Genomic DNA, 13,712 nt, shown 5'->3' with positions numbered 1-13,712 from the left:
CCCCAGGCGGACCCGCCGTACTGCGCAAGTCGCACATGAAGCTGGACATTCGTCCGAAGCGCGCGCCTCGGCGAGATCGAGAGCATGGGCGTCATGCAAACCAAGATCATGCGCGGTGCCCGTGTCGCGGGCGCCGTCACGGCGGGCCTGCTCGCCCTCCTCGCGGTCGTGCCGGCGCAGGCCGCGACTCTGACGCGTACCGAGCCCGCCCAGGACAAGAGCCTGGCGCTGCCGGCGCCCACCGGAGCCCAGCCGGTGGGGACGGTCAGTCTGCACCTGGTCGACCGCGGTCGTCCCGATCCCTGGGTGCCTTCGGAGAAGGCCAGGGAGCTCATGGTCTCGCTGTGGTACCCCGCCGAGAAGGGCGCAGGCGGCCGGCCCGCGCGGTACATGACCGACGAGGAGGCCGAGGCCCTGCTGAAGGGTCAGAACCTCACCGGCGTGCCGAGCGAGGTGATCAGCGGCGCCAAGACGCACGCCACCACAGGGGCCCGTCCTGCCGGGCGCAAGGGCGCGCTGCCGCTGATCGTGCTCTCACCCGGGTTCACGATGTCGCGCTCGTCGCTGACCAGCCTCGCCGAGGAGCTGGCCAGCAGGGGGTACGTGGTCGTCGGCATCGACCACGTGCACGAGTCGTACGGCACAAGCCTGCCCGGCGACCGGCTGGCCGGCTGCGCGGCCTGCAAGGAGCAGGAAGCCGACCCCTGGGCCTTCGGCGCCAAGGCGGTCAAGGGACGGCAGGCGGACGTGTCGTTCGTGCTCGACCGCCTGCTCGGGCGGCACCCGGTGTGGAAGGGCGCCAGGCTCATCGACCGCTCGCGTATCGGCATGGCAGGGCACTCGGTGGGCGGCTCGAGCGCGACGTGGACGATGCTGAAGGATTCGCGCGTGCGGGCCGGAGTCAACATGGACGGCACCTTCTTCGTGCCCATCCCTGACAAGGGTCTGGCCCGGCCGTTCATGCTGATGGGCGCGGGCGAGGTGCACGAGCCTGGTGGCAAGGACTTCACCTGGGGCCGCGACTGGGCGCGCATGACGGAGTGGAAGCGCTGGATCACGGTGGAGGGCGGCGACCATACCTCCTTCACGGACTACCCGCTGCTGACCAAGCAGTCGGCCAGGGAACTGGAGGTCACCCGGGCCTACGTGGTCGCCTTCATGGACCGGCACCTGCGCGGGCGCGAGCAGGAGTTGCTGGACGGGCCCTCCGCGACCTTCCCCGAGGCCAAGTTCTGGAAGTGAGGCCCACCGCGGGCCGTTCCTGAGATGGCCGGAGGAAGCTGACCGATCCCGTCCGGTCGTCCTGATCGGACGGGCGCGCGCGCCTCAGGTGATGTCTCTGCGCAGCGGTGCCAGGACCGCGATGGCCACCGCGACCAGCGCGTAGCCCACCAGCACCGCGCCACCGGCCGGCGCGGACAGGAGCGGGACGGCCGGCTCGCCCGTCTGGCCGGCGACGGCGTCGGCCAGGTAGGTGAACCCGGTCAACGCGGCCGTGGCCCCGCCGGGCAGGAGGGGGTACAGGGCCTTCACCCCTGGGATCATCGTCAACGCGGTCTCCACCGCGTAGAGATACCCGCCGACGACCGCCATCGCGGCGACCTGATTGCGCAGGAGCGCGCCGATCGCCACACCCAGGAGGGTGTAGACGGCCATGGTCAGCGCCACACGGGCCAGCAGCGACAGCACGACACCCACCGGCAGACCGAGCGTGACGCCGTCGATCGCGGCCGCGGCGAACAGGGCCGCGCCCGCCACAGCCGCGGCCAGGAATCCGTAGACGAGGCCGGCCCCCGTGTAGGCCAGCAGTTTGGCGGTGAGCCAGGTCCAGCGCCTGGGCGCGAAGAGGCTCGTGGTGGTGACCGTCCCGTGACGGTATTCCGAGGCCACGGCGGCGGTGCCGAACAGGGCGGGGAGGCAGGCGAGGAAGCCGAGCAGGCCCACCAGCACCCGAGTGCCCTCAGCGGTGTCCAGTGGAGGCAGCGGAGGGTCGAAGTTCTCCGGGCCCGCCAGAGCAAGCAGCCCGATGAAGGCGCCGCTGGCGAGCGCGGCGACCCCGCCCCACAGCCAGATCCTGCTGCTGGTCAGGCGGATCCACTCGGCGGAGATGAGTGTGGTCAAGGGGTGCCTCCTGTCAGGTGGAGAAATGCCTGCTCCAGGGTGGGCCGCTCGGAGGTGAGCTCCTGCAGCGGGATGCCGTGCGCGGCGGCCACCGAGGCGATCTCAGCGGCGCTCAGGTCGTGGACACGCAGGGCCTCGGAGCTCAGGATCTCCGTCGGCGCCGCGAGCATCGTGCGCAGCCGGTCCGCCTGCGGCGAGCGGACCAGGACCGAGGCGGAGCCGTACAGCTCGCTGAGAGGGCCCGCGGTGACCAGCCGCCCTTCGCGGATGACGACGACCCGGTCGGCCGTCTGCTCGATCTCGCCGAGCACGTGGCTGGAGACCAGGATCGTGCGGCCCTGCGCGGCCAGGTCGCGCAGGAACCGGCGTAGCCAGGCGATGCCCTCAGGGTCCAGGCCGTTGCTCGGCTCGTCGAGCAACAACACCCGCGGGTCGCCGAGCAGGGCGGTGGCCAGGTTGAGCCGCTGCCGCATGCCGGTGGACAGGCCACGGGTCCGCCGGTGGGCGAAAGCGGAGACCCCGGTCACCTCGGCCACGCGGGCGACGCGGTCGCTGCCGTACCGGCCCATGCGGGCGTACAGACGCAGGTGGTCGCGGGCGGTGTGCGCGGGGTGGAAGCCGGAGCTGTCGAGTACGGCGCCGACGACGGAGGTGGGGTCCCGCAGTTCGCGGTACGGCCTGCCGTCGATGGTGACGCTGCCCGAGCCGGGAGCCACCAGGCCCAGCATCATCCGCATGGTGGTGGTCTTGCCTGCTCCGTTGGGGCCGAGGAAGCCTGTCACGGTGCCGGGTCCGACGTCGAAGGTGAGGTCGGTGACGGCGGCCACCGGGCCGAAGGTCTTGGTCAGACCGCGCACCTCGATCATCGGCGCACCTCCGCCAAGGCCGGCGCGGGAGCGCTGAGGATCAGTTCGTCGTATCCCGAGGAACGGTCGGCCAGGACGATCCGCACGCCGGGCTCGCCCCGCCTGGCGGCGACCAGGCGCTTGACGCCCCGCAGGGAGATCCAGGCGCCGACCTTGGCGACGCCGCTCATGCGCATTCCGGCATGCAGGCCGGTGGCGGCGCGGAGCGGGTGGTCGAGGTGCTCGATCTCGCGGATGGACGCCAGCGGCACGGTCATGGAGCTCCTGCGGGTGAACAGCCGGGCCCACGGGTCGAACAGCACGGTCAGGGCTTGGTCACGAATCTCGATCTTGATCACGTTGATCTCCTAGATCTATCTGTTCTATTAGTTATACATCAGATAAGATGGCCTTGTGAATCTGAGTCTCGATCTGGACAGCGAGGTCCCGATCTACCAGCAGATCCGTGACCGGATCGTGGAGGCCATCGCCTGCGGCGAGGCACGGGAAGGCGATCCGCTCCCCTCCACGCGGCAGCTGGCGGCCGACTTCGGCATCAACTTCCACACCGTGAACAAGGCCTACGACCTGCTGCGGCATCAGGGCGTGATCCGGATCAACCGCAAGAGCGGCGCGGTCATCCGGCGTGACGCCGCCTCCGGCCCACCGGAGGCCGGCTTCACCGACGACTGGGAGGAACGCATGCGCGTACTGCTGGCCGAAGCCACCGTCCACGGCCTCGACCGCGACGAGGTGGTTCGCCGCTGCGAGACACTGCTGGAGGGATTTCGCCCGTGATCGCCATGAACCTGGCCACTGTCACGCTGATCACCATCGTGATGGCCGCGCTCCCTGCGCTGTCCCGTCCGACGCTGCCGTTCGGGGTGCGGGTCCCCGCGGAACGGGCCTCCGACCCGGTGATCATCGCCGAGCGGCGGGTCTACGCCCGCCTGATCGTGGCAGCGGGCGTGGTCGCCGCGGCCCTCTCCTTCGAGGTGCTCGCCGTCGTCGCCCTGGTGCCTGTCGACCTGCTGCTGTTCTACCGCGCCCATCGCCGGGTCGCGCGCGCGAAGCAGGAAGGACGATGGCAGGCCGGACACCGTCAGCGCGTCACCGTGGACACCAGCTTCCGCACCGATCCGGTCCGCATCCCCTGGCGCTGGGCCCTGCCCGCGCTTGCCGTCCTGCTGTCCACCGCCGCCCTCGGCTGGTCACGGTACGGCGGGCTGCCCGCCACCCTCCCGGCGTTCGGCGGCTACGGCGTCGACCCCGCGCGCCGCGTGGCCACCACGATGCCGAGCGCCTTCCAGCCCGTGTTCCTCCAGGCCGCGATCACTGTGCTGACCCTCGCGCTCATGCTGGTGAGCCTGCGCGCACGCCCCGACCTCGACGCGGCCAGGCCTCGGGGCTCGGCCCGCCGATACCGGACCTACCTGCGCGGCATCGCCGTGCTGTCGCTGCTGGCCGCCGCCTGCCTGAACCTGGGCCTGCTGATCTCGGCCCTGCAGCTCTGGGGTGTCGTCGAGCCGTCCGGCGGCTGGCGGGTGGCCACGTACCTGCCGCTGGCCGCGCTGGGGGTCGGGGCTCTGGCCTGGGAGCGACGGGTGGGCTCGGCGGGGCACCGCCTGCCCGCCCTGCCCGGCGAGGAGAGGGAGGACTCCGGGGTCGTCCAGCGCGATGACGACCGGCACTGGTTCCTGGCAGGCATGGTGTACGTCAACCGCCGCGACCCCGCCCTGCTCGTCCACGCCCGCATCGGCCACACCTGGACGCTCAACCTCGGACACCCGGTGGCCTGGGTCGTCGCGGCCCTCCTGGTCGGGCTGATCCTGCTCGCCCTGACCGGCGTGGTCGATCTGCCCATGAGGGAGAGCGCCTTCTAACCGCCTCCGGAGGCATGACCCGCTTGCGTTAGTCGGACTAACGATATAAGTTCGTTCGTGTCATAAACGTTTGCCGCACTAACAGATTGTCGGGCCATGCCCTCCATTGATGTCCTGGACTCCTCCATCCACTACGAAGACAGCGGAAGCGGCGCCCCGATCGTCTTCCTCCACGGCAACCCCTCCTCCTCCCACGCCTGGCGGAAGGTCCTGCCCGCGATCGGCGAACCGGCCCGGCTGCTGGCCCCCGACCTGATCGGCATGGGGCGCTCCGGCAAGCCCGACATCGCCTACACCTTCGCCGACCACGCCCGCTACCTCGACGCCTGGTTCGACGCCCTCGACCTGCGGGACGTCGTCCTCGTGGGCCACGACTGGGGCGGCGCCCTCGCCTTCGACCAGGCCGCCCGCCACCCCGGACGGGTGCGCGGCATCGCCTTCTTCGAAACCATCGTCCGCCCCCTGTCATGGAACGAGCTGGGCGAAGGCCCCCGCTCCCGTGCTGAGACGATGCGCTCGCCGAAGGGCGAAGAGCTGGTGCTCGACCAGAACTTCTTCATCGAGACCGCCTACACCGGCGGCGTCCTCACCCCGCTGACCCCGGACGAGATGGCCCCCTACCTCGACCCCTACCCCACCCGCGAAAGCCGCCGCCCCGTCCTGCAGTGGGCCCGCTCGCTGCCGCTCGACGGCGACCCCGCCGACGTGGCCGAACGCGTGGCCGCCTACGACACCTGGCTGGCCGCCAGCCCCGACGTCCCCAAGCTGCTGCTCACCTTCGACTCCTCACCGACCCTGCTCATCACCCAGGAAACGGCCGCCTGGTGCAGGGACAACATCGCCGGCCTGAGGATCGAGCACATCGGCCCGTCCGGCCACCACGCCACCGAGGACCAGCCCGAGGCGATCGCGGCGGCGATCACGGCCTGGATCGCGGGGAGCACCAGTCACTGACCCTCGTGCCGCCGGCGAGCAGCACGCCGGGCTCGCCCGGGAGCACACCGATCGCGAGGCCCGTCGCGGTTCCTATCAGCGACTCCGACCACCAGGTGAGCGGTGCCATTGCGCAGAGGGGAAACGACAGGATCCCGCCCGAACATCACGATCGGACGAGATCCTGCCGGCCGTCCAGGAGCGGGTGACCGGGGAGCCCAGGCTCGCGCCGGTCACGCCTGTCAGACGATCAGCAGTACTTGGCCTTCCTGACGCTGCCGACGGCGGTGGGGGCGGTGATCCGCGCGTTGACTCCGTGACGGATCTCGCGACACAACGGATCCGGCCCGTACGCGATGTCGAGCGTCACGAGGTCCGTGCTGCCGCAGTTGAGGACATCCGCCCAGGCCTTCCCGCTGGTCTCGCCCTTGGCCGTGATGTGAAGGCCGGTCTTCCCCGAGCACGGGGCGCCGCTCGCGCCCGCCGAGGCCGCGGTGGTTCCCGCTCCCAGCCCCACGATGGTGAGAGCTCCGACGAGGAGTGCGCCCGCCGTACGCCTGTGGATCGACATCTGTCCCCTATTCTGACTTGAAGGCAAAGATCACGTTCGGCCGCATTGTAAAGGTTTGTCCGCCACCGGTGCGGGCGAACGCGGAGAGCGGGCGGCCCCGGCACATCGACCTTCTCGAAGCGGATGCGGGGCCCCCGGGCCGGAGAGACGGCGCACTCCGTGTTCGTGGGAAGATCATTAGCGGTGGGCGATGGGCGAGCCGTATGCCAAGCGCGGCCGCCACGCCGCCGGCGGCCGTTCCCTGCCCGAGCCTGCGGCGCGGCAGCTCGGACAGGAACGGCCGCACCGACCACACATGCCCCCTGTCCGGCCCTCGGAATGCGCGGCTCGCGTGACCATCTTGATCAGATATGGATGATCATGTGATACTTCGCGCAAAGAGTGACATATGTCGGAAGAGCGACTCTTTTGGCATGTGATGCCCGAGGCGTTTGAAGTGGGGATCGACGCATGCCGTTCGACGCGGACACCGCTGCCTCTGGACTGCGCGTCCTTCCCTTCTACCGTGCCGTCCCCCGACTGGTGAAGGATCCGGTCACCGAGCTGGCCAAGATGGGCACCGAGACCGGCGGCCGGATCGTCCGGTTGGACATCGGTCCTTTCCGGCCGTACCTGGTCTCCCACCCCGACCACGTCCAGCAGGTACTGAAGACGGACTGGTCCAACTTCGTGCGCGAGGGAATGTTCTGGCGGCCGCTCCAGCGCGTGATCGGCCGGAGCATCCTCGGGGAGGGCGAGGGCTGGGAGTCCAGCAGGAGGATCCTCCAGCCGCTGTTCACCGCGAGATACACCGCCTCGCTGGGCGAGGACATGGCCGACATCATCGCCGACTGTATCCTCGAGCTCGACGCGTACGCGCTGAGCGGCCGGCCCGTCGACGGCGGCCATCAGATGACGAGGATCGTCAACCAGGCCGTCATCAAGGTGCTGTTCGGTGGGCGGATCTCCCGCGACGTCGCCGAGCGGCTTGCGCCGGAGTTCGCCACGTGCGCGACCTCGATCGCCTTCCGGCTGCTGTTCCCCTTCGCGCCCTACTCCATCAAGGTGCCGGGGGACCGCGCCTTTCTCGCGGCCGCCAAGAAGATCGACGAGATCGTCTATCCCCTGATCGAGCAGGCGCGCACCGAGGGCACCGGCTCCAGAGAGGTGGTCTCCGCGCTGATCGGCGCCAGGATCCGGCAGGACGGTGAAGTCGACCTCAAGCAGGTCCGCGACGACCTGGTCAGCATCTACGGGGCCGCGTCGGAGACCACCGCGATGTCGCTGACCTGGCTGTGGTCCGTCCTGCATGATCATCCTGACGTCTACGCCCGCCTGCAGGCGGAGGTCGACGAGGTGGTCGGGGAAGGCCCGGTCCGCTCGGAGCACGTCCCCAGGCTCGGCTACCTCCGCATGGTCCTGCAGGAGCTGTTGCGTGTCTACCCGTCGGGGTGGATCATCCCTCGCCAGACGGTGGCGGACACGGAGATCGGTGGCGTCCCGATCAAGGCGGGCTCGCAGGTGCTGGTCAGCCCCTACACCACCCACCGGCTGGAGGAGTTCTGGCAGCGGCCACTCGTCTTCGACCCCGAGCGCTGGGCGCCGGAGCGTAACGAGCGGCGGCATCGCTACGCCTTCATCCCCTTCGGCGCCGGTCCGCACAGCTGCCTCGGACAGCACCTGTTCTACCTCAAGGCCCCGTTGGTGGTCGCCAACCTGCTCAGCAGGTACCACCTGACGCTGACCAATCCGCAGCGCCTGACGCCCGTGCCCGGGGCGTCGGCGCGGCCCAAGGAGAAGCTCCTGCTGAAGCTCGAGCTCAGGTCGGGCCGCAGGGCGTGAGCGTGCGGCCCCGCCAAGACGGCAGGCCGGGCTCGCAGGGAGGAGGCCGGCACCCGGCCGGGTCCCGCACAGACGACGACTGCGCCTCGGGACCCAGCCCCCTGGGAGCAGGACAGCCGGGTCGGCCAGGGATTGCTTCTTGACCTCTAGCCGTGGCGGAGGCCGGCCTCGCCCGCCAGGTCCCGCACGGTGTAGGCGTGGGTGTCCCTGGCCATGTACCAGCGGCCGTTGAAGGAGACGCTTCTGAGCTGCCCTTCCGCGATCTCCGCCAGTTCACCGCCCACCTGGGCGACCTCGCCGAGGAAAGCCGCGTCGATCTCATCGATGTGGGCCGTGACCCGCCGCACCGCAGCGGCCGCGCCGACGCCCGAGGCCTGCAGGATGCTGATGGAGTTGGGCTTGCCCTCGCTCTTCTCGCGTTCGAACGAGCGGATGTCGTTGGCCAGCCGCATGGATGATGCGCCCAGATGCGTCATGGGCTCGATCGCCGTCCAGTGCTCCGCGTCCGCCGGGGCGGGGCCGCACATGGCCAGGGCCGCCGCCCACCAGGTGGGGTAGAGGATGGTGAGCAGCCCGTTGGCGAGATAGCCGTCGTAGGACGGCCACGGCTCGACTCCCGCGGCCCAGGCGCGCTCCCGCGCCATGGCCGCGAAGGCGATGTCCATCTGCCGCACCAGGTTCGGCGAGTGAACCTCGGCGCCCGCGTAGGCGTGGAAGCGGGCGCACCAATGGGTCCACGCGGCCAGGATCTGCCCGACGGGCTCCTCGGACGGGTCCGCGCCGGCGTCACCGGACAGGATCGCGAGGAGCTCGGCGAAGAACGCCGAGACCTCCCCCTCGGACCATTCGCCGGCGATGCCGTCCGCGATGTCGTCGATGCCGAACAGGATCGCGGTCAACGCTCCGAGATCGGCCAGCCGGCCACGGGTCGCGCGCGGAAACGTGGCGGCGGCCGACAGGCAGCTGAAGGCCACCCGGCTGGCCGAGCTCTCGCCGTCGGCGAACAGCACAGGATAGGGGCGCAGCATCGCGGAGGCCTCGGGTACGGCATCCAGCGCCGCGCGCAGGACGGTCGCCCGATCCGTCTCGGGCACACCCGCGAGTTGGTGTGACCCCTTGAGCAAGCCGTCCGCGAGGTCGTTACGGATCTCGAAATAGGCCTCAGGGCCAGGTCCGCTCACGAACCGACCCTACCTATTAACGATCTTGCTTGACAAAGGGAAAAACCAAGCGGAAAAGACTGCTTGATCAAGATCACGATTCTTTGCTAGGGTGCCCGGGTCGTCGGCGCCGTTATGCCGCTGTCTCCCGGCACTCAGCCCCTCACATGACTTCGCAGAGTAGGTACTATGCGCCTCCGCAATACACGTCTGCGGACCAAGGTCACGGCTTTGCTCCTCTCACTGGCGGCTCTGTGGTCCTTCGCGGCCTGGGTCACCCTGCGCGAGGGCGTCAACCTCCTCTGGGTCGCCCAGCTCGACAGCAGCGTGGTCGGGCCGAGCGAGCCTCTGCTGGTCGAACTTCAGCGCGAACGCCGGGCATCGATGATCCAACTGGGTGAGCGTTCCCCTCGCTCCCGCAAGGAGCTGCAAGATCAGCGGCAGCGCGCCGATCGGACCAAGGCCGAGTTCGAGACCTCAGCACGCGCAGGAATCGTCGAGTGGGCGGTCGACGACCTGGGCGAGAAGCGGCTCGCCGACATGTTCGCCAAGCTCGACGACCTCGCGAGCATCCGGCAGGCCGTCGACGCGGGACGCGTGACCCGCATCGAGGCCAGCGCGGCGTACGCCGACGTCATCGACTCCGTCTATCGGATGTACGGCGCGATGGCCACCCTCGACGACAAGACCCTCGCCGGGGACATCCGTACCCTCATGGCTCTCAGCAAGGCGCGAGAGATTCTCGCCAGAGAGGACGCTCTGCTGGCCGGGGCGCTGGCCCAAGGACGGCTGGACGCCGAGGAGCACGAGCAGTTCACCAGAACGGTGGGCGCCTGGCACATCGTCGCCGAGCAGGCCGCGTCGGAGCTGCCCGATGCCGATCGAGCGGCCTACGACAAGCTGATCAAGGGCAGGTCGTTCACCCGGCTGCACGACCTCGAGACTCTTCTCGCGCGGCAGGGAAGTGTCGTGGAGACCATTCCTTTCAGCGCCGAGCAGTGGAAGGCCGCGACCGAGCAGGCCCTGACCGACTTCAACGGCCTGGTGCTCGGCGCGGGCGACCGTGTCGTGGAGCGCGCGACGCCCGTCGCCGTGGGCGTCGTCGTGCGGCTGGCCCTGGCCGGCGGTCTCGGCCTCATCGCCGTCGTCGCGTCGATCGTCCTGTCCATCACCACCGCTCGGGCCCTCTTCGCCCAGCTGCAGAAGCTGCGCGACGCGGCGCACGAGCTCTCTGACGAACGGCTGCCTCGGGTGGTCGAGCGCATCGGCAACGGCGAGCGGGTCGACGTCGCCGTCGAGGCGCCGCCGCTGCAGTTCGGCACCGGGGAGATCGGGCAGGTCGGTCAGGCGTTCAACACCGTGCAGGAGACCGCCATCCGGATCGCCGCCGAGCAGGCGGCACTGCGGCAGAGCATCCGCGACATCCTCATCAGCATGGCCCGCAGAACCCAAGGCCTCGTGCAGAGGCAGCTCAACGTGCTGGACGTGATGGAGCGGCGCGAGACCGACCCAGTGGAGCTGGAGGATCTCTTCCGCCTGGACCACCTGGCCGTCCGCACGCGGCGCAACGCGGAGAACCTCATCGTGCTCTCCGGCTCCTCTCCCGCGCGTACCTGGCGCCGCTCGGTGCCCATGGTCGACGTGGTCCGCGGCGCGCTGGCCGAGGTCGAGGACTACACCCGCGTCTCGCTCATGCCCATGGGCGATGTCGTCCTGGTCGGTCGCGCCGTCGGAGACGTCGTCCACCTGCTGGCCGAGCTGATCGAGAACGCGGTCTCCTTCTCCCCGCCCTACACCAACGTCCAGGTCAGCGGGCAGCTAGTGGCCAACGGCTACGTGGTGGAGATCGAGGACCGCGGTCTTGGCATGAAGCCGGAAGACCTGGCCGCCGCCAACGAGCGCATCGCCGACCCGCCGGAGTTCCGCATCACCGGGGCCACGGCGAGGCTGGGCCTCTACGTCGTCAGTCGCCTGGCCGCACGTCACCAGATCCAGGTCGTGCTGAAGGCCTCCCCTTACGGCGGAACCACCGTCGTCGTGATGCTGCCCCAGGAGCTCGTCGAAACCGGCCCCGTCCAGCCGCTCGAGGACGAGCCCCTCACGAGCCTGCCGATCAGGCAGACGACCGCCACCGCCACGCGTGCCACGGCCACGCGCGCGCCGGCCACGCGTCAGCCTGCCCGTCCGGCCTCGCCTCAGACCGGCCTCACAGCGCTGCCGCAGCGTACGGCACCGCCCGCCGCCGACAGCGAACCGGCCGAGGAGGCCGCGCCCGCCGCGCCGACGCCCACCGGGTTCACTCCGTCGGGGCTGCCGTTCAGGGTGCCGCAGGCCAACCTCGTGCCCGCCCTGCGAGAGGAGGCCGCGCCCACACCGCCCAGCCTCATCGGGCCACCACCGGATGAGCAGGACGACGACCTGCGCTCGCCGGAGGAGATCCGCGCGATGATGCAGTCCCTGCAGTCCGGTAACCGTCGCGGCAGGTCCGCGGCGGAGAAGCTCATACAGGACCACCAGTCTGGAGACGACGCGTGACATCCAGTGCGAGCCCAGATCTGAACTGGCTGCTCGACGATCTGGTCAATCGGGTCAACCACACCGACCACGCCATCGTGTTCTCCTCTGACGGCCTGCTGATGGCATCCTCAGCAGACCTGCAGCGCACCGACGGCGAGCATCTGTCGGCCGTGGCGGCCGGACTGCAGAGCCTGGCCAGAGGCGTCGCCGATCACGTCAGCGGCGGCAAGGTACGGCAGACGGTGGTGGAGTGGAAGTCCGGGTTCCTCATCGTCAGCGTGGCGGGACAAGGGGCCTGCCTGGCCGTCCTGTGCGGCCACGAGGCCGACATCGGCCTGGTGGTCTTCGAGATGGCCACGCTCGTCACTCGTGTCGGCCACTACCTCACTTCAGACGCCCGCACTGCAGAGATGCACGCCCGGAGCCAACAGTGAACGAACTCCCAGGTGACGGATGGGTCGAACCGGAGATCATCCGGCCCTACGTGGTGACACGTGGGCGGGCGCGACCCGCCAACGGTAAGTTCGACCTGATCTCCATGGCGCTCACGGTGGATTCACCGCCCGAAACCGAGACAGGACTCGACCCCGAACACCTGTCGATCCTGCGGCTCTGCAGGGCGCCCAGATCCGTCGCCGAACTCGCCGCCGATCTGAATCTCCCCGTCGGCATCATCCGCGTGCTGCTGGCAGACCTCTACGACCGCAATCTCATCTCCGCACGAGAACCGCAATTCGAGGCGGACATGGCCGACATGAACATGTACAAGGCGGTGCTCGATGGCCTTCGATCGCTCTAACCACCTACGACTGCCCACTGCTGTCAAAATCGTCGTCGCGGGCGGCTTCGGCGCGGGCAAGACCACCATGGTCGGCGCCGTGTCCGAGATCAGGCCGCTGCGAACCGAGGAGATCCTCACCGACCGCGGCGTCGGCGTCGACGACCTCTCAGGAGTGGCCGCCAAGGGCACGACCACCGTCGCGATGGACTTCGGACGCATCACCCTCGGCCAGGACTACGTGCTCTACCTGTTCGGCACACCGGGCCAGGAGCGGTTCTGGTTCGTCTGGGACGAACTGGCCAAGGGCTCCCTCGGTGCTGTCGTCCTCGCCGACACCCGGCGCCTGGCCGACTGCTTCCACTCGATCGACTACTTCGAACGGCGCGGAACACCGTTCGTGGTCGCGGTCAACGCCTTCGAAGGCGCGCCCACCTACGACCTCGACGAGGTACGGCTGGCGCTCCAGCTCAAGCCCTCGATCCCGATCGTCATGTGCGACGCGCGGAAGCGGAACTCCACCAGGGACGTGCTCGTCACACTGGTGCAGCACTCCGCCGAGTCGCGCATGATGCCGCTGCCGGCCCCGTAGGGAGGGGGCGCCACGACCGGTGCTCACACGGAGAACGGGATCGTCAGGCCGGTCTTCACCGTGTCGAACACGACCAGCGTCTCGTAGCGCTGGACGTTGTCGTCGCTCTTGAACAGCCGGTTCCCGAGCATCCCGCACTCGTGGATGCTCGGAGCCGCCAGGATGACGACGTAGTCCCACGGGCCCGCGACGTTGTAGCACTGCTGCACCTGCGGCGTCTCCCGCATCCTTTCGGCGAAGGCGCGGTGGTGCTCGAACGTCTCGTGAACCAGCGTCACCAGGACGGTGGCCAGGACCACGGGGCCGAGACGCCGAGGATCCAGGACGGCGATCTCCTTGAGCAGCACCCCGTCGGCGCGGTAACGGGCGATACGACGCTGCACGGCGCTCGGCGAGAGACCGACCAGCTCGCCGAGCTCGAACAAGGTACGGCCTGCGTCGTCCTGCAGAAGACCGAGCAGGCGGTGGTCGATCTCGTCCATGCGAAATTA

The 13,712-nt window shown here is 69.5% G+C and carries 15 protein-coding genes; 9 read left to right on the top strand and 6 right to left on the bottom strand.

Features of this window, described 5'->3' with window-relative positions:
- Positions 1-93: 93 nt before the first annotated feature.
- Positions 94-1,242, top strand: coding sequence for an alpha/beta hydrolase family protein (locus ABFX50_RS31060; RefSeq protein WP_346151281.1), 1,149 nt, complete (start codon positions 94-96; stop codon positions 1,240-1,242).
- Positions 1,243-1,326: 84 nt separating this feature from the next.
- Here ABFX50_RS31060 and ABFX50_RS31055 read toward each other — a convergent pair whose 3' ends face one another.
- Genes ABFX50_RS31055 through ABFX50_RS31045 form a run of 3 tightly spaced genes read right to left on the bottom strand, consistent with a single transcriptional unit; the run spans position 1,327 to position 3,325 of the window.
- Entirely contained in the window at positions 1,327-2,121 is a 795-nt protein-coding gene (locus ABFX50_RS31055) for an ABC transporter permease (protein ID WP_346151279.1), read from the bottom strand.
- Complete coding sequence (locus ABFX50_RS31050) at positions 2,118-2,987, bottom strand: ABC transporter ATP-binding protein (protein ID WP_346151278.1); 870 nt, start codon at positions 2,985-2,987, stop codon at positions 2,118-2,120. The genes ABFX50_RS31055 and ABFX50_RS31050 overlap by 4 nt, the downstream gene beginning before the upstream one ends.
- On the bottom strand, positions 2,984-3,325 hold the full coding sequence (locus ABFX50_RS31045; RefSeq protein ID WP_346151276.1) for a hypothetical protein: 342 nt from the start codon (positions 3,323-3,325) through the stop codon (positions 2,984-2,986). The genes ABFX50_RS31050 and ABFX50_RS31045 overlap by 4 nt, the downstream gene beginning before the upstream one ends.
- Before the next feature lie 55 nt (positions 3,326-3,380).
- Here ABFX50_RS31045 and ABFX50_RS31040 point away from each other — a divergent pair, with 55 nt between their 5' ends.
- The 3 genes from ABFX50_RS31040 (at position 3,381) to ABFX50_RS31030 (ending at position 5,803) form a co-directional block, all read left to right on the top strand.
- On the top strand, positions 3,381-3,764 hold the full coding sequence (locus tag ABFX50_RS31040) for a GntR family transcriptional regulator (RefSeq protein WP_346151274.1): 384 nt from the start codon (positions 3,381-3,383) through the stop codon (positions 3,762-3,764).
- Positions 3,765-3,769: 5 nt separating this feature from the next.
- Complete coding sequence (locus ABFX50_RS31035; RefSeq protein WP_346151320.1) at positions 3,770-4,849, top strand: DUF1648 domain-containing protein; 1,080 nt, start codon at positions 3,770-3,772, stop codon at positions 4,847-4,849.
- A 96-nt stretch (positions 4,850-4,945) separates the two neighbouring features.
- A complete protein-coding gene (locus ABFX50_RS31030; RefSeq protein WP_346151272.1) occupies positions 4,946-5,803 on the top strand; it encodes a haloalkane dehalogenase in 858 nt (285 codons plus the stop codon).
- A gap of 229 nt (positions 5,804-6,032) precedes the next feature.
- Here the strand turns inward: ABFX50_RS31030 and ABFX50_RS31025 are convergent, their stop codons facing one another.
- Positions 6,033-6,353 (bottom strand): hypothetical protein, encoded by a 321-nt coding sequence (locus ABFX50_RS31025; RefSeq protein WP_183648135.1) that lies wholly within the window; start codon positions 6,351-6,353, stop codon positions 6,033-6,035.
- Positions 6,354-6,803: 450 nt separating this feature from the next.
- On the opposite strand from ABFX50_RS31025, the gene ABFX50_RS31020 reads away from it, so the two are divergent.
- Complete coding sequence (locus tag ABFX50_RS31020) at positions 6,804-8,174, top strand: cytochrome P450 (protein ID WP_346151269.1); 1,371 nt, start codon at positions 6,804-6,806, stop codon at positions 8,172-8,174.
- A gap of 146 nt (positions 8,175-8,320) precedes the next feature.
- Here ABFX50_RS31020 and ABFX50_RS31015 read toward each other — a convergent pair whose 3' ends face one another.
- Positions 8,321-9,355 carry a terpene synthase family protein gene (locus tag ABFX50_RS31015; RefSeq protein WP_346151267.1) on the bottom strand — a complete coding sequence of 345 codons (1,035 nt, stop codon included), beginning with the start codon at positions 9,353-9,355 and terminating at the stop codon, positions 8,321-8,323.
- A 168-nt stretch (positions 9,356-9,523) separates the two neighbouring features.
- Between ABFX50_RS31015 and ABFX50_RS31010 the strand changes: the two genes are divergently transcribed.
- From ABFX50_RS31010 to ABFX50_RS30995, 4 genes are read left to right on the top strand one after another with little or no spacing between them, the layout of a single operon-like run.
- A complete protein-coding gene (locus ABFX50_RS31010) occupies positions 9,524-11,869 on the top strand; it encodes a sensor histidine kinase (RefSeq protein WP_346151265.1) in 2,346 nt (781 codons plus the stop codon).
- Positions 11,866-12,285 carry a roadblock/LC7 domain-containing protein gene (locus ABFX50_RS31005; protein WP_346151263.1) on the top strand — a complete coding sequence of 140 codons (420 nt, stop codon included), beginning with the start codon at positions 11,866-11,868 and terminating at the stop codon, positions 12,283-12,285. The genes ABFX50_RS31010 and ABFX50_RS31005 overlap by 4 nt, the downstream gene beginning before the upstream one ends.
- Entirely contained in the window at positions 12,282-12,650 is a 369-nt protein-coding gene (locus ABFX50_RS31000; protein ID WP_183648158.1) for a DUF742 domain-containing protein, read from the top strand. The genes ABFX50_RS31005 and ABFX50_RS31000 overlap by 4 nt, the downstream gene beginning before the upstream one ends.
- Entirely contained in the window at positions 12,631-13,221 is a 591-nt protein-coding gene (locus ABFX50_RS30995) for a GTP-binding protein (protein WP_183648161.1), read from the top strand. Before ABFX50_RS31000 ends, ABFX50_RS30995 begins: the two co-directional genes overlap by 20 nt.
- Before the next feature lie 23 nt (positions 13,222-13,244).
- Here ABFX50_RS30995 and ABFX50_RS30990 read toward each other — a convergent pair whose 3' ends face one another.
- Positions 13,245-13,703 carry an Lrp/AsnC family transcriptional regulator gene (locus ABFX50_RS30990; RefSeq protein WP_346151261.1) on the bottom strand — a complete coding sequence of 153 codons (459 nt, stop codon included), beginning with the start codon at positions 13,701-13,703 and terminating at the stop codon, positions 13,245-13,247.
- Positions 13,704-13,712 lie beyond the last annotated feature (9 nt).

The organism is Nonomuraea recticatena (genome assembly GCF_039533245.1).
Classification (GTDB): Bacteria; Actinomycetota; Actinomycetes; order Streptosporangiales; family Streptosporangiaceae; genus Nonomuraea; species Nonomuraea roseola.
Note: the sequence above shows the minus strand (reverse complement) of the source record. Positions and strands in the feature narration are given on the sequence as shown.